The organism is Dysgonomonas sp. UBA7710, assembly GCF_002482385.1.
In the GTDB taxonomy this organism is placed as follows: Bacteria; Bacteroidota; Bacteroidia; order Bacteroidales; family Dysgonomonadaceae; genus Dysgonomonas.
On record NZ_DLFW01000039.1, the window covers coordinates 16,248 to 41,196 of the forward strand.

The 24,949-nt window shown below is 40.6% G+C and carries 22 protein-coding genes; 16 read left to right on the plus strand and 6 right to left on the minus strand.

The genetic code is table 11. The features are described 5' to 3' along the window. The first annotated feature begins 234 nt into the window (after window positions 1-234). Window positions 235-2,331: an ATP-dependent DNA helicase RecG gene (gene recG / locus B3317_RS12060; protein WP_291111817.1), complete on the plus strand. Its 2,097-nt coding sequence runs from the start codon at window positions 235-237 to the stop codon at window positions 2,329-2,331. Window positions 2,332-2,336: 5 nt separating this feature from the next. On the opposite strand, the gene B3317_RS12065 is transcribed toward recG, so the two are convergent. The 5 genes from B3317_RS12065 to tsaB all read right to left on the minus strand — a co-directional run bounded on the left by B3317_RS12065 (window position 2,337) and on the right by tsaB (window position 7,514). Then, window positions 2,337-3,638, minus strand: a complete 1,302-nt coding sequence (locus B3317_RS12065) for a tetratricopeptide repeat protein (protein ID WP_291111819.1) — start codon at window positions 3,636-3,638, stop codon at window positions 2,337-2,339. Between the two features lie 100 nt (window positions 3,639-3,738). Further along, on the minus strand, window positions 3,739-5,451 hold the full coding sequence (locus tag B3317_RS12070; protein ID WP_291111823.1) for a M56 family metallopeptidase: 1,713 nt from the start codon (window positions 5,449-5,451) through the stop codon (window positions 3,739-3,741). 19 nt (window positions 5,452-5,470) lie between these two features. Then, window positions 5,471-5,833 carry a BlaI/MecI/CopY family transcriptional regulator gene (locus B3317_RS12075; protein WP_291111825.1) on the minus strand — a complete coding sequence of 121 codons (363 nt, stop codon included), beginning with the start codon at window positions 5,831-5,833 and terminating at the stop codon, window positions 5,471-5,473. 134 nt (window positions 5,834-5,967) lie between these two features. Beyond that, a complete protein-coding gene (locus tag B3317_RS12080) occupies window positions 5,968-6,729 on the minus strand; it encodes a TSUP family transporter (protein ID WP_291111827.1) in 762 nt (253 codons plus the stop codon). 71 nt (window positions 6,730-6,800) lie between these two features. After that, the gene (tsaB, locus tag B3317_RS12085; RefSeq protein ID WP_291111830.1) at window positions 6,801-7,514 is read right to left on the minus strand and encodes a tRNA (adenosine(37)-N6)-threonylcarbamoyltransferase complex dimerization subunit type 1 TsaB; all 714 of its coding nucleotides are present in this window, start codon (window positions 7,512-7,514) and stop codon (window positions 6,801-6,803) included. Window positions 7,515-7,704: 190 nt separating this feature from the next. Between tsaB and rnr the strand changes: the two genes are divergently transcribed. The 6 genes from rnr to obgE all read left to right on the plus strand — a co-directional run bounded on the left by rnr (window position 7,705) and on the right by obgE (window position 14,573). After that, on the plus strand, window positions 7,705-9,852 hold the full coding sequence (gene rnr / locus B3317_RS12090) for a ribonuclease R (RefSeq protein WP_291111832.1): 2,148 nt from the start codon (window positions 7,705-7,707) through the stop codon (window positions 9,850-9,852). Window positions 9,853-9,974: 122 nt separating this feature from the next. After that, a complete protein-coding gene (locus B3317_RS12095; protein ID WP_291111834.1) occupies window positions 9,975-11,144 on the plus strand; it encodes an acyltransferase family protein in 1,170 nt (389 codons plus the stop codon). A gap of 139 nt (window positions 11,145-11,283) precedes the next feature. Beyond that, window positions 11,284-11,976, plus strand: a complete 693-nt coding sequence (locus B3317_RS12100) for an AIM24 family protein (protein WP_291111836.1) — start codon at window positions 11,284-11,286, stop codon at window positions 11,974-11,976. Window positions 11,977-12,124: 148 nt separating this feature from the next. After that, window positions 12,125-12,664 (plus strand): hypoxanthine phosphoribosyltransferase, encoded by a 540-nt coding sequence (gene hpt, locus B3317_RS12105; protein WP_291111838.1) that lies wholly within the window; start codon window positions 12,125-12,127, stop codon window positions 12,662-12,664. A 69-nt stretch (window positions 12,665-12,733) separates the two neighbouring features. Further along, window positions 12,734-13,306, plus strand: coding sequence for an adenylate kinase (locus B3317_RS12110; RefSeq protein ID WP_291111841.1), 573 nt, complete (start codon window positions 12,734-12,736; stop codon window positions 13,304-13,306). 106 nt (window positions 13,307-13,412) lie between these two features. After that, window positions 13,413-14,573: a GTPase ObgE gene (gene obgE, locus B3317_RS12115; RefSeq protein WP_291111843.1), complete on the plus strand. Its 1,161-nt coding sequence runs from the start codon at window positions 13,413-13,415 to the stop codon at window positions 14,571-14,573. 84 nt (window positions 14,574-14,657) lie between these two features. On the opposite strand, the gene B3317_RS12120 is transcribed toward obgE, so the two are convergent. After that, window positions 14,658-15,197, minus strand: a complete 540-nt coding sequence (locus B3317_RS12120; RefSeq protein ID WP_291111846.1) for a hypothetical protein — start codon at window positions 15,195-15,197, stop codon at window positions 14,658-14,660. 140 nt (window positions 15,198-15,337) lie between these two features. On the opposite strand from B3317_RS12120, the gene pgeF reads away from it, so the two are divergent. The 9 genes from pgeF to B3317_RS12165 all read left to right on the plus strand — a co-directional run bounded on the left by pgeF (window position 15,338) and on the right by B3317_RS12165 (window position 24,932). Beyond that, window positions 15,338-16,147: a peptidoglycan editing factor PgeF gene (pgeF, locus tag B3317_RS12125; protein ID WP_291111849.1), complete on the plus strand. Its 810-nt coding sequence runs from the start codon at window positions 15,338-15,340 to the stop codon at window positions 16,145-16,147. A 47-nt stretch (window positions 16,148-16,194) separates the two neighbouring features. After that, complete coding sequence (locus B3317_RS12130) at window positions 16,195-17,232, plus strand: agmatine deiminase family protein (RefSeq protein WP_291111852.1); 1,038 nt, start codon at window positions 16,195-16,197, stop codon at window positions 17,230-17,232. 11 nt (window positions 17,233-17,243) lie between these two features. Beyond that, the gene (locus B3317_RS12135) at window positions 17,244-17,468 is read left to right on the plus strand and encodes a hypothetical protein (protein WP_291111854.1); all 225 of its coding nucleotides are present in this window, start codon (window positions 17,244-17,246) and stop codon (window positions 17,466-17,468) included. Window positions 17,469-17,551: 83 nt separating this feature from the next. After that, complete coding sequence (locus B3317_RS12140) at window positions 17,552-18,427, plus strand: carbon-nitrogen hydrolase (protein WP_291111857.1); 876 nt, start codon at window positions 17,552-17,554, stop codon at window positions 18,425-18,427. 452 nt (window positions 18,428-18,879) lie between these two features. Beyond that, window positions 18,880-19,890, plus strand: coding sequence for a phosphate acetyltransferase (pta, locus tag B3317_RS12145; protein ID WP_291111860.1), 1,011 nt, complete (start codon window positions 18,880-18,882; stop codon window positions 19,888-19,890). 17 nt (window positions 19,891-19,907) lie between these two features. After that, window positions 19,908-20,873 (plus strand): 3-hydroxyacyl-CoA dehydrogenase family protein, encoded by a 966-nt coding sequence (locus B3317_RS12150; protein WP_291111862.1) that lies wholly within the window; start codon window positions 19,908-19,910, stop codon window positions 20,871-20,873. A gap of 4 nt (window positions 20,874-20,877) precedes the next feature. Then, the gene (locus B3317_RS12155) at window positions 20,878-22,077 is read left to right on the plus strand and encodes an acetate kinase (RefSeq protein WP_291111865.1); all 1,200 of its coding nucleotides are present in this window, start codon (window positions 20,878-20,880) and stop codon (window positions 22,075-22,077) included. 331 nt (window positions 22,078-22,408) lie between these two features. Next, on the plus strand, window positions 22,409-23,860 hold the full coding sequence (locus B3317_RS12160) for a DUF3329 domain-containing protein (protein WP_291111868.1): 1,452 nt from the start codon (window positions 22,409-22,411) through the stop codon (window positions 23,858-23,860). A 91-nt stretch (window positions 23,861-23,951) separates the two neighbouring features. After that, window positions 23,952-24,932: a GSCFA domain-containing protein gene (locus B3317_RS12165; protein ID WP_291111870.1), complete on the plus strand. Its 981-nt coding sequence runs from the start codon at window positions 23,952-23,954 to the stop codon at window positions 24,930-24,932. The last annotated feature ends 17 nt before the right edge of the window (window positions 24,933-24,949 follow it).

Genomic DNA, 24,949 nt, shown 5'->3' on the forward strand with positions numbered 1-24,949 from the left:
CTTGTAACTTTCTCAAAAGGTAACAAAGGTAACAGCCTTTTCAGCTTTTAAAATTTTTTTATTCTTTCTTTTCCCCTTCGGGGGCCGGGGGCCTGTTCAATCTTTCAAAGAGCTATCAGCTAACCGTTATTAACTATTAGCTGTTACATATAGATAAATATCTTTTATATTCCTTGTGCTATACCTCACAAATTCTTGTAACTTTACAAGTTAATATGTTTCTTGACAGGTAAAATGACTGATTTTTCACAGACCGATATAAAGTTTTTAGCAGGGGTAGGTCCTAAAAAGGCCGAGATACTAAATAAAGAACTTAATGTGTTCTCGGTAGAAGACCTCCTCTATTACTTTCCCTATAAGTATATCGACCGCAGCCGCATCTATTTCATCCACGAAATAGATGGCAATATGCCCTACATACAACTCCGGGGTAGAATAACAGGCTTTGAAACACATGGCGAAAGACATAAAAAGCGACTTGTAGCTCACTTTACCGACGGTACGGGATACATAGATCTGGTTTGGTTTCAGGGAGCAAAATTTATAGAAGATAAGTACAAACTGAATTTACCCTATATTGTTTTCGGCAAACCGACCATGTTCGGCGACAAGTTCAATATCGCGCACCCCGACATAGATCCATATATAAACGAAGAAGAGCGGCCGACCGGTCTGATGCCGTACTACAACACTACGGAAAAGATGAAAAACCATTATCTGAATTCCAAAGCGATTCAGAAAATGATGGCTGCTGCCTTTACCTCCATTATAAGGAACCTGCAGGAAACGTTGCCCGAAAAGGTAATACAGGACGCTCGTCTGATGGGTTTAAGGCTGGCTATGCGCAATGTACATTTTCCCGAAAATGCTACTTTGCTACGGGAAGCCCAGTACAGGCTTAAATTTGAAGAACTGTTTTACATACAGCTAAATATACTGAGGTATACTGCCGACCGTAAGTCAAAACTGAAAGGTTTTGTATTTACAAAGGTGGGTGGCTACCTCAATACGTTCTACGAAGAGAACCTCCCATTCCCGCTGACCAATGCCCAGAAACGCATTATAAAGGAAATACGGCAGGATATGGCTACCGGTGAACAAATGAACCGCCTTCTGCAAGGTGATGTAGGTAGTGGTAAAACACTTGTAGCGCTCATGCTTATGTTGATAGCTTTAGATAATGGTTTTCAGGCTGCGATGATGGCCCCGACTGAAATATTGGCTACACAGCATTATCATACCATAAAAGAGTTCCTTGCTGGGATGGACGTCAATGTGGAACTACTGACAGGCTCTACAAAGAAAAAAGACAGGGAACGTATACACAGTGCCCTGCTCACCAACGACCTGCATATACTGATAGGCACACACGCCCTGATAGAAGATACCGTACAATTCGGCAATCTGGGACTGGTAGTGATAGACGAACAGCACCGTTTCGGCGTCGCCCAGCGGGCAAAACTTTGGACAAAAAACACCAATCCACCGCATATACTGGTAATGACGGCCACACCGATCCCGCGCACACTGGCAATGACGGTATATGGCGACCTCGATGTCTCTATAATAGATGAACTGCCTCCGGGACGAAAACCAATCCAAACCATCCACCAGTATGATAAAAAGCGGGGCGCGCTGTACGAATCCATCCGCAAACAATTACAGGAGGGAAGACAGGTATATATAGTGTATCCACTCATAGAGGAAAGTGAAAAGCTGGACTTAAAGAATCTGGAAGAAGGCTTCGAACATATAAAAGAAGTATTTCCCGAATATACGGTATGTAAGGTTCATGGCAAAATGAAGCCGAAAGAGAAAGATGCCGAAATGCAACGCTTTGTTACCAACGAAGCACAGATAATGGTTGCCACCACAGTGATCGAAGTTGGCGTAAATGTGCCTAACGCCTCGGTTATGGTAATAGAATCGGCACAGCGGTTCGGGCTTTCGCAGTTGCACCAGTTACGAGGGCGTGTAGGACGCGGAGCCGACCAGTCTTATTGTATTCTGGTAACACCTTACGAACTTGCGGCTGATACCCGCAAGCGTATCAATATTATGGTAGAGAGCAACGACGGATTCGAGATAGCCGAAGCCGACCTTAAGCTGCGTGGCCCGGGTGACCTTGAAGGTACGCAACAGAGCGGCATCCCGTTCAATCTGCGGATAGCCAATCTGGTACGTGACGGTGAAATAGTACAATATGCTCGGGAGATCGCACAAAATATACTGGATGAAGATCCGTTGATGGAAAAGCCTGACAACCTCATCCTGCGAAAGCAGTTACGCAAACTGGGAGGAAACAGGTACAACTGGGGGCAGATCAGTTAAAACGTTTACTTCACTATTTCTTTTTCCAATTTGGAAATATGAAAATCGAGATGTTTTACTTTAAACTCTGTTTCTTCGATTTCTTTAGGTTCAACATCTTCTTTCTTTCTGAGATTTGAAAGATAGTTACCCAGACTGACCTTATATAGTCTGAAATACTCTAAAGCTTTAGGTTTATCTTCGAGGTAATTTTCTGCAATATTCCCAATCATATAATAGAGATTCATTTGCTGATTTTCTCCGCCATATGCCAGGGCTTTGGTATAGGAGTCCACAGCTTTCTGATAATGCGAACCTTTATCATATGCCGAACCCAGATTGCGATAATAAAGATATAGGGTCAGGTCGGGAGGGATAGTCCTGTCTAAAAGCCGTAAAAAGTGAGGGATTGCTTTTTTGTGTTCACCCATATCATTACAGGTCACAGCCAGGCAATAAAGTACATTGTTATTCGTCGTATCCTGCTCATATGCCCTTTCAAGGAAAGGTTGCGCATTGTAGCTGTCGTTAAGTGAATAGTATGCCAATCCGAGACTGCGGTTTACAATCAGCGAACTATCTCCATTTTCGTAACACTTTTCAAATTTAGCTATTGCTGTTTCATAATCGTCTATACTATAATAACTAAGGGCATTCAGCAGATTCATCTGTTGATCGGTGGTATCCGTCTCCATATACACATCCGAATAGGTTACAGCCTCGAGCGACCGCCTGTTTTTCAGGCATAGGTTCACAAGGCTTGCAGCCGAGAATCCATCTTTCGGATTAACCTCCCATGCTTCTTTGAAATACATCATGGCACTGTCGGGCATATTCATCTTCTCGAAGCACTGCCCAATCCTTTTCAGGGCGTTTGTCATCAGATGCTCTTTGCGGATATGGCGGAATAGTTCCAACGATTCTTTATATTTTCCCTGCTGATATAGCAAATCGGCTTTCTGCATCTTGAAATATACATTTGCAGAATCGAGGCGGATCAGTTCGTCATAACAATCAACGCTCGCTTGTCGCTGTGAAAGGGCCTCATAGCAAACAGCCATTTCGGTTATAATCTGCAGATCGGCAGCATATTCTTTCGATAAAGGATATAATATTTCCAGCGACTTCTGATAATTACCCAGCGCTTTATAGCATAATGCATTTTGGATAAGTAATTCCTTTGTCTGCTCCTGCGTTTCTATATAATCCAATGCCTTCTGATATTGATAGTTGCGCAGATAATCAGACAATGTATTCCGGTTATCCTGAGAGAACAGATAACAAGAACAAAATAATAGGTAATACAGAATGGTTATTGATTTCTTCATCTTTAAAATATAATTCAAACAGCTTCTAAAAAGAGAGGCAGAAAGTGCTGGTCTCTGCCTCCGTCAAATAAGTAGTATTAATGGTCAGCCTTCACAGATCTTATTTTTTTAATTTGTAAACAATAGGTAATGTAAAATATACATCCACAACCTGCCCATTCTGCTTACCGGGCGTCCACTTCGGCATGGAATTAACTGTACGGATCGCCTCTTTGTCCATACTCGGGTCTATTCCGCGAATAACCGAAACATCACTTATCTCACCTGTACTCTTCACAATGAAGCGGACTGTCACACGTCCTTGGATACCATTCTTTTGAGCATCTTCCGGATATTTCAAGTTATTGCTGATATACTCATGCATCGCCGACTCGCCTCCGGGGAAAGAAGGCATCTGCTCCACTGTTACAAAAGGCATCATTTTATCATTTGGAGATCCCTCTTTTAAAGATGCAATTTCTACTTTTTTCTCTTGTGGTGCTCCATAACCGACCGCGACAATTTCATTCGGCTCACCGCCGGATTTCACCTTATTACTATTACTGCCTGCCAATCTGAAAACAATAGGTAATGTATAGTACACATCCACCGCTTTTCCTCCCTGCTTGCCGGGTTCCCATTTAGGCATGGATTTGACAATACGGATTGCCTCATTATCCAATAGAGGGTCGACACCTCTTATTACTTCGATATCGGATATTTCACCGGTATTCTTTACCACATAGCGGATAGTGACTCTCCCCTGAATACCTTTAGTCTGTGCCTCCACAGGATATTTCAGGCCATTCGCGATAAAGCGCTGTTGAGCGTCTAATCCTCCGGGAAACGAAGGCATCTGTTCTACTGTCACATATACATCCCCTTTCTTTTGAGGAGCCTGATCGCCATCCATCACTTCGGTTATTTCATCAATCGAAAATTTATCTAAAGATGTAGTTGCCTGTACTGCATTGCCTAAAAGCAATGTTGCGCATACCGGAACAACCAGCAGGTATTTTACGGACGTAAATACTGAGCTTTTCTTTTTATTCATCATCATAATGCGTTGTTTAAGTTGTGATACATTGAAATTATTAATAAGTGGTATACCGGTACTTCTATTTGATACTTGTAATAATATATATTGATATTCCTTCGAATCGAACCCTGATTCCAGCACACCTTTATCTGCCAGATATTCGAGGTTCAGCTTTATTTCTTTCTTCAGTAACCACGCGAACGGGTTCCACCAGAAACAGATACATAAGATTTCGGATAGTACGACATCGATGGAATGATACTGATTCACATGTACCTGCTCATGTGCAATTATCTCGGCCAGTTCGACCGGATTATGAACATCGGAGTTAATAAAAATCCAGTTAAAGAAAGAAAAAGGGGACGTCCGCCTGTCTTTCATTTTTATGATACGGTATGTAGATAATTTTTCAGTCTCATTTGCCACCCTTAGCTTCACCAAACTGAATACTTGCACAAAAAACTTAATCGCACGAAAAAATGATACGGCTGCAAGTATAATTAAAACAATAACCCACATGCTAACTGCCGCCTCCGCCGAAGCCTCTGCGTTAACTGCGCTCCCGACTTCAATATCCGACAGCCAATATGTAGGAATCTGTACCGGAGTATTACCGGAAGCAGATAATTCTATCGTAACGGCAGGGAATAACAAAGAAAAAAACAAGGCTGATAAGAAGTAGATTCTCCTCAGTTTTAGAAATGTGTCCCTCTTCAGGCAAAGAATATATAGTCCGTAAAACAGCGCCAGAGCAACCGACACCTTGACAAGGTATATTAAAATTGTGTGATCCATGGTAGCTTCGTATTTATTGTTAACCTTTCCCCTTTTCTATCATCTTCATTATTTCCTGTAATTCCTCCGGAGATATTTTTTCTTCTTTCACAAAGAAGGAGACAAGTTCTTTATATGAATTTTCAAAATAACTTTTTACCACATTCGACATAAATGCTTTTTTATACTCATCTTCCTTGATCTTCGGAGTATATACCCATACGTTACCATATTTCTTGGAATTCAGGTAACCTTTCTGCTCCAGGTTGCGGACAATAGAAGCAACAGTCGTATAGGGAGGCTTGGGAGCATCCATCTCATTTATAATATCTTTTACTACGCACTCCTTTAGCTGCCAGATGTGCAGCATAATCGATTCTTCCTGATGAGTAAGCTTTTCCATATTTTACATATTTGGCGTAAATCTACTATTTTTTCGTAAATATACGGATATTTTTTTATTTGCAAAATATATAAGACTTTTTTAAGTATCTGAAATGTTAAAAATCAGCAGTAAAATTCTCAACAATGAATTATTTAAAAAGATAAATCACACACCAGTTTAGTCAAAAGTAGCAGAAGCACTATTAACAGCATCGGCCTGACAATCTTCAGTCCGTTCTTAATAGCCAGTCCGCTGCCGATATAGTGTCCGGCGATAGCGCATAAGGCCGCAGGTATTCCCACAACAAAAAGAACTTTTCCCTCTATAAGAAATACAATTAACGATGCTAAATTCGATGTCAGATTAACAAGCTTCGCATTCCCCATACTCGTCAGCAAATCCAGTCCCAGAACCGAAGTGTAAGCCAATATGAGAAAAGTACCTGTCCCGGGGCCGAAAAAGCCATCATATCCGCCAATAACAAAGCCGATCAGAGACGACAGCGTGATTATTCTGGCTTTCGAAAACTTTTTCGGAGCTACGTTCGAAAAATTCTTTTTCTTAAAAACGACGACGGCAATAACCGGAATGCCGGCAATAAGGATATATTGCAGAACTCTGGCATCGAGACAAACCGCAATTTTAGAGCCTATGGCAGAACCTATAAATGCAAATAAAATGGACGGTATTACACTCGTCAGGTCATAGCTCTTATTCCTGACAAAGCGCATCGTGCTGAAAAATGTACCGATACAACTGCTGAACTTATTTGTCCCTAATGCAAAATGAGGAGACAGGCCCGCAACATTATACGCCGGCAGCGATATCAGACCTCCCCCGCCTGCAATGCTGTCGATAAATCCACTGATAAATATTAAAGGACAGATTATTAGCAACTGCTCTACATAATCCATTATCCCGGTGTATAGTTTGTAGTCATTTGCATACAAGATAATCAGCTAATAATTATTAACTATCGGAAATATTACTTCATTTCTTTCACATCGGTCAACACCTTATTCTTAGGAGTAGTAGCTACAAATTCTTTCAGATAGAAAGGTTCGAAGTAGGCGACATCTTCAAAATCTCCGGCTGCGTAAGCCTCCTCAGCCAGACTAATCATATCCAATGCACGTGGATAGATATTGTCTAAAAACAAAGCTGTTTCACCTTCCAATACAGCCTTACATTTTTCTGCACCATTACCAAAGAAAAGAATCCTGCCTTTATTCAGATAATCAGCAAACGATTTTTCGTCAATGATATCAGCACTAACAGGGCGAACTTCCTGTAATTCTTTATTTAACAATACATCATACACTTCCATCCGGCGGGCATCTATCATCGGACAAAGCAACGTATAATCCTGTAAACCTTTTATTTTCGATACGCCGTTTGCCATTATTTTTAAAGAATTCAGAGCGATCAACGGGATATTCAGCCCAAAGCAAAGCCCTTTCGCCTCCGACACGCCGATGCGGAGTCCTGTATATGAACCGGGACCGCAACTTACCGCCACAGCATCCGGTTGCAGATTCTGCGCGCGAAGCATTTTCATTGCTTCATCAACAAATGTACCCAGTAAAACCGCATGAGAAGGACCCTTCGTTTCTTCTTTTTGGAAAATTACCTGTCCATTTACGGACACCGCTACGGAACACACTTCTGTAGCAGTTTCTATATTTAATATGCAAGGCATAATCTTATATTTCATTTAATTCAAAAACAAAATTACATAATTTCTGACAAAAGTATTTCATTCACAAAGAATCAGATGTACAATTTAATTCTTTTTTGTACATTTGAAATTCCGAATAATAACCGGGATAATAACATTCCAAGCCCGTTAATGTTTGTCCGGCAATAGAAATTAAAGAAATAGATTATATATGAGTAAGAACAAAGCTCCGCACAAAACCGATAAGAGAAAATCAAAAGCAGATATAGTAAACAGCGTCGTAAATTTTTTCAATAGAAACTCAACGGAGTTTTTCAGCCCGAAGCAAATTACAGAAAAGCTGGGATTCAAAAAACCTGCTGAAAAACAATTAATCACCAACATACTTTACAACCTGCTCGAAGATGACTTCATTGTAGAACCTGTACGTGGAAAATATAAATCGAACAATCGCGGTCTTTTTCTCGAAGGTACATTCGAAAGAAGGAGTAACGGAAAAAACTTTTTCAAACCGGATGACGAAAGCAGTAATATCTTTATAGCCGAACGCAACTCGGCACATGCCATGAACGGTGACCGTGTAAAGATACAAATGCTGGCCAAACGCAAAGGACGTGATGCTGAAGGTGAAGTTCTGGAAATACTCGAACGCAAACAAACAACTTTCGTTGGTACACTGGATGTACAGAAACAATTTGCTTTCCTTGTGATGGACAGCAAAATACTGGCTAACGATATTTTTATACCTAAAGACAATCTGAAGGGAGGAAAAGACGGGGACAAAGCTTTGGTAGAAATAGTGGAGTGGCCCCAGAAAGCAAAGAACCCGATAGGGAAAGTATTGGACATACTGGGACAGGCCGGAGAAAACAATACGGAAATGAATGCCATTTTAGCCGAATTTGGCCTGCCATATAAATACCCGGAAAAGATAGAGGCTTTTGCCAACAAAATACCGGATGAAATCACTCCGGAAGAAATCGCGAAACGTGAAGATTTCAGGAATACACTCACATTTACAATAGATCCGCGCGATGCGAAAGACTTCGATGACGCTCTCTCTATCAAACAGATAAAAAATGGCCGTTGGGAAGTCGGAGTGCACATTGCCGATGTGACGCACTATGTGCAGGAAGGCGACATTATAGACAAAGAAGGCGAAAGCCGGGCCACATCTATTTACCTGGTCGACAGAACTATTCCGATGCTTCCTGAGCGGCTCAGCAACGGACTGTGTTCGCTTCGTCCGCATGAAGACAAGCTATGTTATTCCGCTATATTTGAACTAGACGACGATGCGAATATAAAGAAGAGCAGGATTGCCCGCACAGTCATACATTCCGACAGACGCTTCACATATGAAGAAGCGCAGGATATTATCGAAACCGGTGAAGGCGACTACAAAGATGAAATGTTGAAACTTAACGACCTTGCTAAAAAGTTACGGGCAAAACGTTTCGATAACGGAGCAATCGCGTTCGACCGCCATGAAGTCAGATTTGAAATAGACGAAAAAGGAAAGCCAATCAGCGTATATTTTAAATATGCCAAAGATTCGAATAAGCTGATCGAGGAATTCATGCTTCTGGCCAACCGTACCGTTGCCGAATTCATCGGGAATGTACCGAAGAATAAGAATGCAAAAACATTTGTTTACCGTATCCACGACCTGCCGAATGCAGAGAAGATGGAAAACCTTTCTGAATTTATCCGCCGGTTTGGATATAAAATAAAGGTGGACGGATCGAAAACGAATGTATCAAAATCCATCAATCACCTGTTGGACGAGGTAAGCGGCAAACCGGAAGAGAATCTGATCTCTACCATTGCCATACGCGCCATGGCCAAAGCAATATATTCTACGGTAAACATCGGACATTACGGGCTGGCATTTGAGTATTACACTCACTTTACGTCCCCTATCCGCCGTTATCCCGACATGATGGTTCACCGTTTGCTGACCCGCTATATGGATGGTGGACGCAGTGTGAGCAAACAACTTTATGAAAGCAAATGCGAACATAGTTCGGAAATGGAACAACTGGCCGCAAATGCCGAAAGAGCATCTATAAAATACAAACAGGTAGAATATATGTCCGACAAACTGGGACAGGTGTTTGACGCTGTTATTTCAGGGATTACAGAATGGGGGCTATATGCCGAAATCAATGAGAATAAATGTGAGGGAATGATTCCTATCCGCGATCTGGATGATGATTTCTACGAATTTGACGAAAAGAATTATTGTTTACGCGGACGCCGCAACAAGCGAACCTACAGCTTGGGCGACCCTCTGAAAATAAAAGTGGCCCGGGCAAATCTTGAACGTAAACAACTGGATTTTGCCTTAGTAGAGTAAATACATAAAGCAGCACGCCATTTTGATGTTAAAACCGGCGTGCTGCTTTGCAGAAATACTTAAAATGGCTATTTTCGTAATCTGCATACCGTTAACATTATTTCTAACAGATACATAAGAAAATGACACAAAAACCCTCAGGAAGACTATTGTCTCTCGATGTACTCCGTGGCATCACAATCGCCGGAATGATAATGGTAAACAATTCCGGTTCAGGAGAGTACACCTATGCCCCGCTAAAACACGTTGCATGGGACGGACTAACCCCTACCGACCTCGTATTTCCGTTCTTTATGTTCATCATGGGAATATCCACTTATATTTCCCTGCGGAAATTTAATTTTGAGTTTAATACTCCGACACTTCTCAAGATCCTCAAACGTACCATTGTCATATTCTTAATCGGGCTGGGACTTTCATGGCTCGGATTATCATTCCGTACATACCATATGCTGGAACCGGATAATCTCGGGTTCTGGGAACGCTTCTTCAGGGCAATAACAGACTTTGGGCACCTCCGTACGCTAGGGGTTATGCAACGGTTGGCCTTGACTTACGGTGCTGCATCCATTGTAGCTATTACTGTAAAGCATAAATACATCCCGTATATAATCGGTACAACATTGATCGTCTACTTCCTGCTTCTTCTATTTGGAAACGGGTTCGAGAAAAGTGAAGACAGCATTGTATCCATAGTAGACCGGGTTATATTGGGCGTAAATCATATGTACAAAGATTCGGGACTGGCTATAGACCCCGAAGGGCTGTTAAGCACCATACCGGCCATAGCTCATGTCCTTATAGGATTCTGTTGCGGTGCGCTTATTATGAATACCAAAGACAATGATAAGCGGATATCACAATTGTTTATTGTTGGCACAATACTCACTTTTGCCGGATTTCTGCTCAGTTACGGATGCCCTATCAACAAGAAGATATGGACACCTACATTTGTCTTGGCTACATGTGGTCTGGCCTCTCTGCTTCTTGCTTTATTGATATGGATAATCGACATAAAAGGGCATAGAAAATGGAGTGTATTCTTCGAATCGTTCGGGGTTAACCCTCTCTTTATCTATGTTATGGCCGGAGTACTGGGCACATTGGCCTATCAGGCGGTATTTCCTTACAACGGAGAATATATATCGGCGAAAGGGTATATATATTCCGTTCTGCTCCAACCATATCTGGGTGACTATTTCGGCGCATTGATATATGCTCTCATTTTTGTAGGCATTTGCTGGATTGTAGGAAACATTCTTTACAAGAAAAATATTTATATAAAAATATAATTGTGATATTTTTCAAAAAGAAACTTAGCTAACAGATAGTATTATTTTCATGTTTAGGATAATTTCTCTATTTTTAGAGTTTTTAATAAGTCCCGGCTAAGGAGGACTATTAGTATATTAATTTTTAAAACTTTACACTATGAACAAGTATTCGATTAAGGCTTTCATTGAAGAAACAGCACAAGACGAGTCAAAAAATGACTTTTTCCAATTAGAAAGTCCATATATGCTCGAACTTAATATCAACAACCAGACTGTAATGTTGAAAAAAGGAGCAATGGTAGCTTATACCGGAAACGTGAAATTTGAAAGAGAAGGTATGCTGAGCAAGGGCATCGGTAACCTCCTTAAAAAAACCATGTCGGGAGAAGGTACCACAATGATGAAAACAACAGGTACAGGACGCGTCTATGCAGCCGACGTAGAGAAAAGAGTGCGTATCTTGTATCTGGAAAATGAATCTATTAACGTGAACGGCAACGATATCCTTGCACATGAAGAAGGAGTTAAATCGGAAGTGAAAATGATGAAAAGTGTTGCCGGTATCATGGGTGGGGGCTTATTCCAGGCACGTCTGAGCGGAACCGGACATATTGCCATCACAACTCACGGCAACCCGATGACACTGATCGTTAAACCGGGGCAACCTGTCTTTACAGACCCTAATGCAACAGTTGCATGGTCGGGTAATCTCGCTCCTCAGATGAAGACTGACATTTCTCTTAAAACATTTATCGGACGTGGTAGCGGCGAAAGTTTCCAGATGATGTTCGAAGGTGATGGATGGGTAATTATCCAACCATGTGAAGAAGTATATGGAGCTTCACAGTAAGTATTCATTCACGTAGTTATAAGAACGGGAGAACGATAGTTTTTCCGTTTTTCATTTTTTAGATATTTAAAATATCTCCATTATGATAGACAATTAACTGATTTATGCTACTTTTGCACTTTAATAACAATTTAGAGTAAAATCATCTATGAAAACGGTGACTATTAAGGATAAAGAATTTGATCTTTTTCTCACGGAAGAAGTTATAGAAAAAGCGATTGACAATGTAGCTGCCAGATTGAATAAAGATTTGGCCGGCAAAGACCCTTTATTCATTTGCGTGCTAAACGGTTCGTTTATGTACGCCTCTGAATTGATGAAGCGTGTATCTATTCCTTGTGAAGTATCTTTTGTAAAGATGTCGTCTTATAAAGGAACTTCTTCGACAGGGAAAATAAAAGAAATATACGGGCTGGAAGAAGATATTAAAGGCCGTACAGTTGTCATTGTGGAAGATATAGTAGATACAGGTTATACAATGTCATTAATGCTGGAACAATTGGTTTGCGACGAACCGGAAGAAATACTGGTAACCACACTTTTGCTCAAACCCGATGCTTTGAAGCACGATATCAAACTGGACTATGTAGCATTGGAGATACCAAGTGATTTTATTGTTGGTTTCGGTCTCGATTATGACGGATACGGACGTAATCTTCCCGATATATATAAAATAAAGAACTCTTAAATATAAATCTTACAGGTCTTACTCTTACAATCGTATAAGTCGTAGCCTGTAACATGTAACTTAATTAATATGTTGAATATTATAATTTTTGGAGCGCCGGGTTCAGGAAAAGGTACTCAAAGCGAGAACCTCATCAAGAAATATAATCTGGCACACATCTCTACGGGCGATGTTTTACGCGCCGAAATGAAGAACGGTACAGAACTGGGTAAGTTGGCAGAAGGTTACATTTCGAAGGGGCAACTTGTACCCGACGATGTAGTTATCGGTATGCTGGCAAATGTGCTGGATAGTAAAAAAGATGCTTCCGGAGTTATTTTCGATGGTTTCCCCCGTACCATTGCTCAAGGCGAAGCTTTGGAAAAGATGCTGAAAGAAAGGGGACAGGATGTGTCTGTTGTCGTTAGCCTCGAAGTGGACGAACCGGAACTGATAGACCGCCTCATCAAACGCGGACAACAATCAGGGCGCTCAGACGATAATCTGGAAACAATCAAATCCCGTCTCGACGTTTATAAAAATCAGACATCCCCGTTAAAAGAACATTATAAAAACACAGGTAAACTTGCATCTATAAAGGGTGTAGGCACTGTGGAAGAAATCTTCGGTCTTATAGCTGAGGCTGTAGACAGAGTGAAATGATATTCTCCAATATAAAAGGAAGTTATAGGAACTATCTTATAACTTCCTTTGTTATCTAAATACAAATCAATAGTTTCCCTTACAAGCAGGAGACAACCAAAACAATATGGCAGATTCAAATTTTATAGATTACGTCAAAATTTATTGCCGTTCGGGCAAAGGTGGTAGAGGATCGACTCACTTCCGTCGTGAAAAATACATACCTAAGGGTGGTCCTGACGGTGGTGATGGTGGCGACGGTGGCCATGTGATATTGCGGGGCAACCGGAACTTATGGACATTGCTCCATCTGAAGTTTCAACGCCATATTCTTGCAGGACACGGTGAAAGTGGTTCCGGCAGGTTAAGTTCCGGCAAAAAAGGCGAAACCAAGATAATCGATGTCCCTTGCGGAACAGTGGCTTATGATGCCGAAACGGGAGAATATCTATGTGATGTAACCGAAGATGGCCAGGAGGTTATCATGCTGAGAGGGGGTAAGGGCGGCCGTGGAAACAATCACTTCAAAACCCCTACCAATCAGGCGCCACGATATGCTCAACCGGGAGAACCATATCAGGAACGCAGAGTGATATTAGAGCTCAAAGTATTGGCTGATGTGGGACTGGTCGGATTCCCGAATGCGGGTAAATCTACTTTGCTTTCGGTAATGACTGCTGCAAAGCCTAAAATAGCTAATTATCCGTTTACTACGCTGGAACCGAAGATAGGAATTGTCAGTTACCGTGACTACAAATCGTTTGTAATGGCCGATATTCCCGGTATTATAGAGGGAGCAAGTGAGGGGAAAGGCTTGGGACTTCGCTTCCTGCGCCATATCGAGCGAAATTCATTATTATTGTTTATTATAGCTGCCGACGCGGACGACATTCATCAGGAATACAGGATTCTGCTCAACGAACTGGCTCAGTTCAACCCCGAATTACTTGATAAACGGCGGGTATTGGCCATATCTAAATCCGACATGCTGGACGAAGAACTGATGGAAGCTCTGGAAGCCGATCTTCCGGAGATACCTCATATCTTTATTTCATCCATTACAGGGTATAACATCATGCAACTGAAAGACCTGCTTTGGAGAGAACTGAATGCTGACGGAGAATATCAGAAATCATTCAATATAACACATCGCAATTTGGATATAAAGACGGTAGAATTTGATGAAGAAGACGACTCTATACCGGAAGATGATTACGAGGAAGAAGACTGGGATGAAGAAGATGAAGTGGATGGATTTTTCTACGAGGAGGAGGATGAAACAGAATAAGGGTACAGACTTTTGATCCGTCTGTCTTATGATAAAATAAGGCCTGCCGAAAACATTCGGCAGGCCTTAACTTTTACTTCATTATCAGGAAAAAGCGTTTTTTGCAGACTTTTTTTCTCTTTTCAACGATTCTTTCTGCGATTTATAGGTATCTTTCAAAGACTCTAATCTTGCTTTTTTCTCTGACTTACTCAAATTGTCATTATCTTCTATGGCGTCCTTTTCTGATTCATAACGTTTTTTGAGCGCCTCCAGTTTCTGCTCATAAGTATCTCCGATAATATCTTTCAGACCGCCTTTTTCTGACATTTTCCCATACTTTTTCTCAAATGTATTAATCTGGTTTTTAGTTAATATTTTCTCTATATCCGATTTATGCTTTAGGGCCAAAGCACGTTTACGCTGCCCTTTCTCATAACCTGAAATGGTTCTGTCCCGGCCAATTGCCTGAAACTGTTTTTTTACATCTCTCTTCAAATCCTTGATTTGCGCGGTTTGTTTAGATGAAAGCTGCAAATCTTTATAGACCTCTATATTGTTATAATATAAAGATTCATCTTCTGTTTGTGCATATGTCACAGATGAAGAGGCAAGAATAAATAATAATAACAAAATCTTTTTCATAACTTTATGTAGTTTAATAAATTCATTATAAACAAATAAAAGAAGGTATTTAGTAGAACATTGTTTAGATATAACTGGCTGTTGTTCTTTTAGATACAAAAAAATAATAGGTCTGCGACCTTAAAAGAAAGCATTTAACCATGGAATATTTCTCTTTAAATAATATCGGACTCTTTCGTTTCTCTATATTTCCCAACTCTAATCTGTTTCATTTTTCGTCCAGCATAAAAGGTGGGGTTAGTACGGGCGAATATAGCTCTCTTAATCTTAGTCTGTATTCAGGAGACAATCCTGACCATGTGAAAGAAAACAGAGAACGTATTGCAAATGTAACAGGCATTTCTGTAGAAAATCTGTATATCCCCTATCAAACCCATGATGACAGAACATTCATTGTAGACGAACAATTTTTAAATCTTAGCGATGAGGAAAAAGAAAAAAAGTTACATGGTATCGATGCCCTTATCACTGACCGGAAAAATATATGCATAGGAGTTACTACTGCCGACTGTGTACCGGTGTTGATATACGACCCGCACAAAGAAGTATTGGCAGCTATCCATGCCGGATGGAGAGGTACTGTTGCGCGGATTGCGGAAAAGACTGTGATAAGGATGACTGAATATTTTGGTTGCAATCCCAGAGATCTGCTTGCCGGGATAGCTCCATGTATATCGCAGGAGCGCTTCGATGTGGGCGAAGAAGTAGTAGAAACCTTTCAGGAAGCAGGTTTTCAAATTGAGGATATTGGTTATCGGAACACCGAAACCGGGAAAATGCATCTGAATCTGCAACAGGCAAACAAACTTATTTTAAATGATGCAGGCATACCGGTTCAGAATATTGAAATTGCAAATCTCTGTACCTATTCGAATCCTCAGCTATTTTTTTCTGCGCGGCGTCAGACTATTCATTCAGGACGAATGGTTACAGGTGGTATATTAAGATAATTATTTTGTATTTTTGCTATCTGATAAACATTTTAGAATAAAAACGAATGGCTCACCCTATACTTTTACCTCCCGAATGGTATCCCCAAAGCGCCATACAACTCACATGGCCTCATATTGGCACCGACTGGGAATATATGATCGAAGATGTAACCGCCTGTTATGTAAACATAGCATATGAAATACTAAAGAGGCAAAAACTTGTCATTGTATGCTATAGTGCCGAGAGTGTAAAGTTTGAGATGAGAGAGCACAAAGAATTATTTGACAATCTCACTTTGGTTGAATTACCTGCAAACGATACCTGGGCGCGTGACCATAGCGGCATATCGGTTATTAAGGATGGTAAAAAATATGTATATGATTTTACGTTCAACGGATGGGGATTGAAATTTGCATCTAATTTCGATAATCAGATAACCAGAGGATTATTTTCAAAAAAGATATTTGCTTCCGGTGTAGAACTGATAAACAAAAAAGATTTTGTACTCGAAGGCGGAGCAATAGAATCGGACGGAAAAGGAACTCTGCTCACCACATCCGAATGTCTATTATCTCCCAATAGAAATTCATACCTTTCGAAAGAAGAAATAGAAGAATACTTGAAAGAAGGATTTGGCTTCAACAGAGTATTATGGCTCGATCATGGCTATTTTGCCGGGGATGATACGGATAGCCACATCGATACACTCGCCCGTTTTTGTGATGAGCATACAATAGCCTATGTAAAATGTGAGGATACATCGGACGAACATTATGACGCCCTTGCTAAAATGGAAAAGCAACTGGAAACATTTACCGATTATCTGGGAAACCCATATAAACTGATTACTTTACCTATGGCAAAACCTGCATATGACGAGGATAATCAAAGATTACCCGCAACATATGCCAATTTCCTTATTATGAACAATGTGGTATTGCTACCGTTCTATAACGATAAGGAAAGGGACGGAGAAGCCCGGAAGCAATTGCAAAAGGCTTTTCCGGCAAGAGAGATTATTGGTGTGGATTGCTCGCCGCTGATAAGACAGCATGGTTCTCTACATTGCATTACAATGCAGTATCCCGAAGGTTTTATCTAAATACTATTCAGATGAAAGATCAGAAAGCATTATTGTTCAGATGCATAAAGAATGATGTTCCTGCAATGGTATTTTCGGGGAATGATATACTGTTCCTCCCTCTACTGAAAAAATATTACGAAGATGCAAAACAAGCCGGATGCACACAGGAATTTCTGGACGATATACAACTGCGAATAGAAGAATTCGGGAAACATATAGAGATGTCGCCTGATACAATTAAATTGCCGGATTGATTACTGATTTGCCAATTAGCAAATATGCCAATGTACCAATGGTGCAAAGCCATATGATTTATAATTTGTAACTCACATATAAAATGAAAATAGGATTAATACAACAGGCCAATACACCCGATATTCGGAAGAATATTGAAGGGCTCAAGAATAAAGTAAAAGACGCCGCAAAACAAGGCGCGCAACTTATCGTTTTGCAGGAGTTGCATAATTCATTGTATTTCTGTCAGGTAGAAGATACTAGTATTTTCGATCTTGCCGAAACAATCCCCGGCCCGTCGACTGATGAATTTGGAGCACTGGCAAAAGAACTGGGAGTAGTTGTTGTACTCTCCCTCTTCGAGCGCCGCGCACCGGGCTTATATCACAATACGGCTGTGGTAATGGAAAAAGACGGAACTATTGCCGGAAAATACCGCAAGATGCATATTCCCGATGATCCTGCCTATTATGAAAAATTCTATTTCACTCCGGGAGACATAGGATTCAAACCCATTGAAACATCTCTGGGGAAACTGGGTGTACTGGTTTGCTGGGATCAGTGGTATCCCGAAGCTGCCCGCCTGATGGCAATGGCAGGAGCCGATTTACTTATTTATCCTACTGCCATAGGATGGGAATCGACCGACTCGCAGGAAGAAAAAGAGCGCCAGCTAGGAGCATGGGTAATCTCCCAGAGAGGACATGCCGTAGCAAATGGTTTACATGTGGTATCAGTTAATCGTACAGGTTACGAACCCGATCCGTCAGGACAAACGAATGGCATTACATTCTGGGGAAACAGTTTTGTGGCTGGTCCTCAGGGAGAAATACTATGGCAAGCCCCGAACGACAAAGAAGAAGTCCGGATTGTGGAAATAGATATGAAACGCTCCGAACAGGTAAGACGCTGGTGGCCGTTCTTTCGCGATAGACGTATCGATTCTTTCGGGGATATAACAAAGCGGTTTATAGATTAACCGGAAATGCTACGAAGCTTTGCAATACTTACACTCTCCCTTTTGTTCTCCTGTTCCTCTAAGGCAAACAGACGAGAGGATAATGTGAATATTAAAGAAGTGACAGAAGTTCAACAATCTTTGGAAACAAGGCATCTTTTCAGAAAGGAATACGAGACGAATAAAAACAGTAAGGAAAGGCAGAATAGCATTCTGAGCCAAGCGCAAAAATATTTATTAGCTATCTCAGAAGTTGTGGATACTAAAATAATGTCGATTATTTACTCCTGTTTATCCGGACTAAGTTCTTTTCATGTATTTATTTCGGATCGCTTTTTAGTATATTTTACATTTAAAACGATTATTCTTATGTAAAAATGTAATCTCTAGTTTGCATTTTTAGTATATTTGCGCACGCGTAAAATGGCGTGGTATGCCGTTTGCACAAGAACACAAGTAAAAATATCTATTATATGGACTTAATTAAACAAATTGTAGAAAGGGCCAAGGCAAACAAACAACGTATTGTCCTTCCCGAAGGAACAGAGGTAAGAACTATTACAGCTGCCAATCAGTTATTGGCAGACGGAGTCGCTGAAATTATTCTTATAGGGAATACAAAAGAGATTAAGGAGCTGGCAGTAAGTCTGGACCTGAAAAATATAGACAAAGCGACAATTCTTGACCCTCAGAACTATGAGAAGAAAGAAGTTTATACAAATCTCCTTTTCGAATTGAGAAAGGCCAAGGGCATGACAATCGAGCAGGCTTCTAAACTGGCAGAAGATCCATTATATATCGGTTGCCTGATGATAAAGAACGGAGACGCTGACGGAGAGATAGCCGGCGCACAAAATACGACAGGCGATGTGCTTCGTCCTGCACTTCAGATTATAAAAACAGCACCCGGAATCAGTGTGGTCTCAGGTGCTTTTTTAATGTTTACGACTCAGAAACAGTACGGTAAAGACGGATTACTTGTTGTGGCCGACTGTGCTGTTACACCTGACCCTACTGCATCTCAATTGGCTGAAATTGCAGTTGCTACAGGTCGGACAGCCCGTGCATTGGTCGGAGAAGAGCCTCAAGTAGCCATATTGAGCTTTTCTACAAAAGGAAGTGCGAAACATCCGATGGTGGACAAAGTAATAGAAGCGACTCAACTTGCACAGAAAATTGACCCGACAATGAATATTGATGGGGAATTGCAGGCTGATGCAGCTTTAGTGCCATCTGTCGGTCAACAAAAAGCACCCGGTAGTAAAGTTGCAGGACATGCCAATGTACTTGTTTTCCCTTCACTCGAAGTGGGAAATATTGCATATAAGCTTGTTCAGCGTTTGGGTAATGCGGAAGCCGTTGGTCCTATTCTGCAAGGAATGGCAGCTCCGGTAAACGACCTTTCGCGCGGATGCTCAGTGAGTGATGTTTATAACATGGTGGCTATAGCGGCAAATCAGGCCATAGCGGCAAAGAATAAGTAACAATCAATAAATTATATATGGCAGAAATCATAGAACCTATTGAAGAATACGGGTTAAGCAATAAACATAAGAAAAGGTCTCTTTTCTCCAAAATCGGAGTTGTAGGCTGTGGACGTGATGGCAGGCATATTGTTAGTCTTACGGCTTTGTCGGGAATGGAGGTTGTTTTTATTGAAGTTTCGGAAGAAAGAATTCAGGAAGCACTTAAAGATATTGGCCACGGACTGGATACCAAGATTGAAAACTGGGGTTTGACTCAGAGTGAAAAACGTGCTACTATGGGGCGTATAAAGGGCACACTCAACTACAGTGATCTTAAAGGATGTGACTTTGTGATAGAATGTATCCGTTACGAAGCAAACGGAGAACGCAGTACCGAACTTCGTAAGGAGGTTTTCAGAAACCTGGAGCTGGTGCTTGCTCCGGATGCGATTATTGCCACGAATGCCACTACTGTCATTATAAGTGAGTTGGCAGCAGAGTTGACGCATAAAGAACGCTGCATAAGTCTTCATTTTCCGATTACACATACCGATGCCCGTTTGCTGGAAGTAGTAAGGGGTACATTTACATCACAAGAGGCGGTAGATAAGATATATCTGTTTGCCAATATGATTAAATATACACCGATTCCGGTGCATGAAAGCAGTGGCCTTGTGAGCTTCCGCCTGATGATAATAATGCTGAACGAGGCATGTAATATCTGGATGGAAAATGTGGCGTCACTCGAAGATATAGACAAAGAGTTTACTATTATTTACGGCCAGCGTTATGGAATTTTTCACCTTGCCGACATCGTAGGCATTGAGAAACTGGTTATGCTGATGGAAGATATGTTCCATGAATACGGGGACAAAAAATATAAGGCAGCTCCGATTTTGTGGCGCTTATATCGTTCTAAGCAGTTAGGCGTATCTTCGGGAAGAGGATTCTATGTCTATGATGAAACAGGAAAGCAACTTGGTCCAAACAATTTAATTTAACAGTATGAAGATATTAGTATTGAACTGTGGTAGTTCGTCTATAAAATATAAGCTTTTCGATATGGAAAGCAAGGAGGTTTTGGCTCAGGGAGGTGTAGAAAAGATAGGACTGAAAGGTTCCTTCCTTAAATTTCCTGCCGCCAATGGAGATAAAGTTGTCCTTGAAGGAGAAATACTCGAGCATCAGGCTGGTATAGAATATATCCTCGGAGTTCTTCTTAGTGAAAAATATGGCTGTATAAAATCATTAAATGAAATAGATGCTGTAGGCCACCGTGTAGTGCATGGGGGGGAAGAATTCAACAGCAGTGTATTTATCACTGATGAGGTGATTAAAAAGATGGAGGAATGTATAGAGCTTGCTCCGTTGCACAATCCGCCCAATTTGGCCGGTATCTATGCTGTAAAGGAGCTGATGGGGGATATTCCTCAGGTTGGTGTATTTGATACAGCTTTTCATCAGACAATGCCGCCAAAGGCATATATGTATGGTCTGCCATATTCACTTTATCAAAAGTATGCTATCCGTCGCTACGGATTCCATGGTACGAGTCACCGTTATGTTTCGCGTAAGGCTTGTGAATCGTTGGGTATCCCATACGGGGAGCAACGGATTATTTCAGCACATATCGGTAATGGCGGGTCTCTGGCTGCTATTAAAGGAGGCATTTCTGTGGATACATCGATGGGAATGACCCCGGTCGAAGGCTTGTTGATGGGTACACGCTCGGGAGATGTGGATGCAGGTATAATCTCATTCATAATGGAAAAAGAAAATATTGGAACGCAGGCAATCTCTACTCTCGTAAATAAACATAGCGGTTTGCTGGGAGTTTCAGGCGTTTCATCTGATATGCGTGAAATCAGGGCTGCTATTGCCGAAGGAAACGAAAAAGCCAAATTAGCTTATGATATGTTCCTCTACCGTATCAAGAAGTATATCGGAGCGTATACAGCAGCTTTGGGTGGTCTTGATATTTTACTTTTCACAGGAGGTATAGGAGAAAATGCCGTTTACCTTAGAGAAGAAATATGTCTCGACTTAGAATTTCTGGGAATAAAACTCGATACGGAGAAAAATCTGAAGATTTACGGAGAAGAGGCGGTAATCACCACACCGGATTCTAAAATAAAAGTGATGGTTGTGCCGACCGATGAGGAATTTATGATTGCTTCAGACACTATGGATATTGTTAATGGATAGTGCTTGTGGTTTATTATCAGTATATTATATAAAAACGGCTCAGTTATGAGCCGTTTTTATTTGTTTATAATACGCAAGGTTATTTAACAATTCGGCTGGTATTCCGAAGATCTCCGTTAAACAAATTTAAACTGTTAAAATAACACTTGGTATTGTTTGGAATATTCCCGAACGCCTCTTATCTTTGTAATGTGTTTTTCATAGTATTAGATTTAAGGTTAACAATGAAGATTGGTTGTCGTGATGACAACCTTTTCTTTTTTATAGGTGCTGAACAGATATTTTAGTACTTTTGGACCTTAAATATGAACCTGAAGAAATACTCAATCTTATGTTAAAACTACCATATAAAAGAATAAATACATCCAATTACTTATTAATCGCGATTATACTCATCATCACAGGCTTTATATTCTTATTCAATTATTTATATCCTGCGGTTGAAGATGACTGGTATTATACATTCATATGGAAACCGACAGGAGCAGAATTGGCCGGGCGCAGAATAACCAGCCTTCATGATTTGTTCGAATCCCAGTATGCCCATTATATGCAATGGGGAGGACGAACAGTGGCTCATGTAATAGCTCAATCTTTATTGAGTATCGACATGATATGGCAGGATATACTCAATACATTAGCATATGTTTCCCTTATGTATATGATGTACAAGTACTCAAATATTGGGAAAAAGACAAATGTTTCAGCGTTTTTGCTCATTTGTACTATCTTCTGGCTTTTTCAGCCCATATTTGCTTCCACCATGTTCTGGATTACCGGCAGCGCAAATTATTTATGGTGTACACTGATCATTCTTTTGTTTGTCTATCCATATTATTCTTTATATATGAGGGGGGAGAGCAAAAGCAGTACGGCAAAATCTATAGGCCTGTTTCTGTTTGGCATTATAGCCGGATGGACTAACGAAAATATGGTAATTGCAGTGATTTTCTTTATTGCAGTCCTGCTTTTATTAATGAGAAGACAACAAATAAGGATTCCCGTATGGGCTTATTTAGGATTGGCCGGATTTGTTATCGGTAGCTTATTCTTGCTCCTATCACCGGGAAATGCGGTTAGATATAGCAGAGAGTTAGTCGCCGAAGGCGTTTCCACTTCAATATTTTCTGTCGATAGCTTAGTTTCCCGTTTAGACCACATGTGGAATTTCTACCGGAAACTTTTGCTTGTATACTCTATTCCATCTATTGTCGCCATAGTCTATTATTATGCGAAAGGTAAGAGTGAACAAAAAAGTAAAATCGCCCCGATGCTCTTGCTTTTATTTGTATCGGCTCATATAGCCCTTGCAGCCATGATAGCCTCCCCTACGTTTCCCGAAAGAGCGATGTTTGGCCTTATATGTATTCTCATTGTCTTGCTGGGGTTGGCATTTGCTAATCTGAGTATGGGTAATAAATGGGTACGGGCTGTAAGCATTCTTCTTATTGTGGGATTGACGGTAGCATCCGGAGTTGAATATTACAAGAAGTATGTAGTTGTATGCAAAATACATCACGTTGTCAAAGAGCGTGAGGAGATCATGGAAAAAGGGAAAAAACTGGGTATAAAAGACTTTGTGTTTGACAATCAGTATGTTATTTCCCGAAGATATCATTTCCATGAATGTCCTAATGATCCGGAAGATGGTAAGGCAATAAGTTATTGTTATTACTACGGAATCAATTCAGCGATCGTAATAGATCGTTGGCAAAAAGACACCATAAGCCAAAAACATCTTGAACTTAAAGCCCGGCAGGATTCAATATTAAATGCAAATTGAAAATATTAAGATATAAAATATATCATTAAATTATATCCGTTTCTTAATTTCCTTTTTCTTATTTTTGTACAACCATTATCTTATCTAAAAGATGGAATTCAGGACAAAAATAGAGATACCCAAATCCGGATTGGCTATTTCTCATAAAAGCAGTATGTTAATGTTTGGCTCCTGCTTTATAGAGAATATTGGAAAATTGCTTATCGACAATAAATTCAATGTAAATCTCAATCCGTTTGGTGTACTTTACAATCCCAGATCGATCAGTCAGGCTTTGAGGCTACTCATCGAAAAAAAGAAATTCACCGTAAACGATGTTTTCGAATACAAAGGACTTTATCATAGTTTTTACCATCATGGTGTATTCTCCAATATAGATATAGATAAATGTATCGGGGAAATAAACACAAAAATCGAAAAATCTTCTGCTGATTTACGGCAGACAGATATTCTGTTCATCACATTCGGTACGGCATACGTCTTCCGTTCGAAGAAATGTAATATGGTTGTAGGCAATTGTCATAAACTGCCCGCATCGGATTTTGACAGATACCGTCTTTCTGTTGATGATATTGCGGGTGACTGGGAATCTTTGATAGGTGAATTGAAGCAGATAAACCCGGCCCTTCAGATTATATTTACGGTAAGCCCCATTCGTCATATGAAAGATGGAGCGCACGAGAACCAGCTCAGTAAATCGGTCTTACTTCTTGCGATTGACAAGCTAAGAGAAAAAACGGATGGGTTACACTACTTTCCCTCCTATGAAATTGTCCTTGATGAACTGCGTGATTACCGCTTCTACAATGACGATATGACACATCCGAATACGATGGCGATTAAATATATATGGGAACGGTTTTCCGATACATATTTTAGTGCCGAAGCCCATCCGGTAATAGACGAATGGAGCAAGATATATCTTGCTCTCAATCATCGGCCTTTCAATGCTGAAACCGATGAGTATAAGCATTTTTTAAGGCAAACTTTGTTAAAGATTAAAGCCTTCAACGAGAAATATCCATACATTTGCTGTAGTGCCGAAGCCTCTGAATTAGAGAGTCGACTATAAATAGAAAGAAGAGAAAA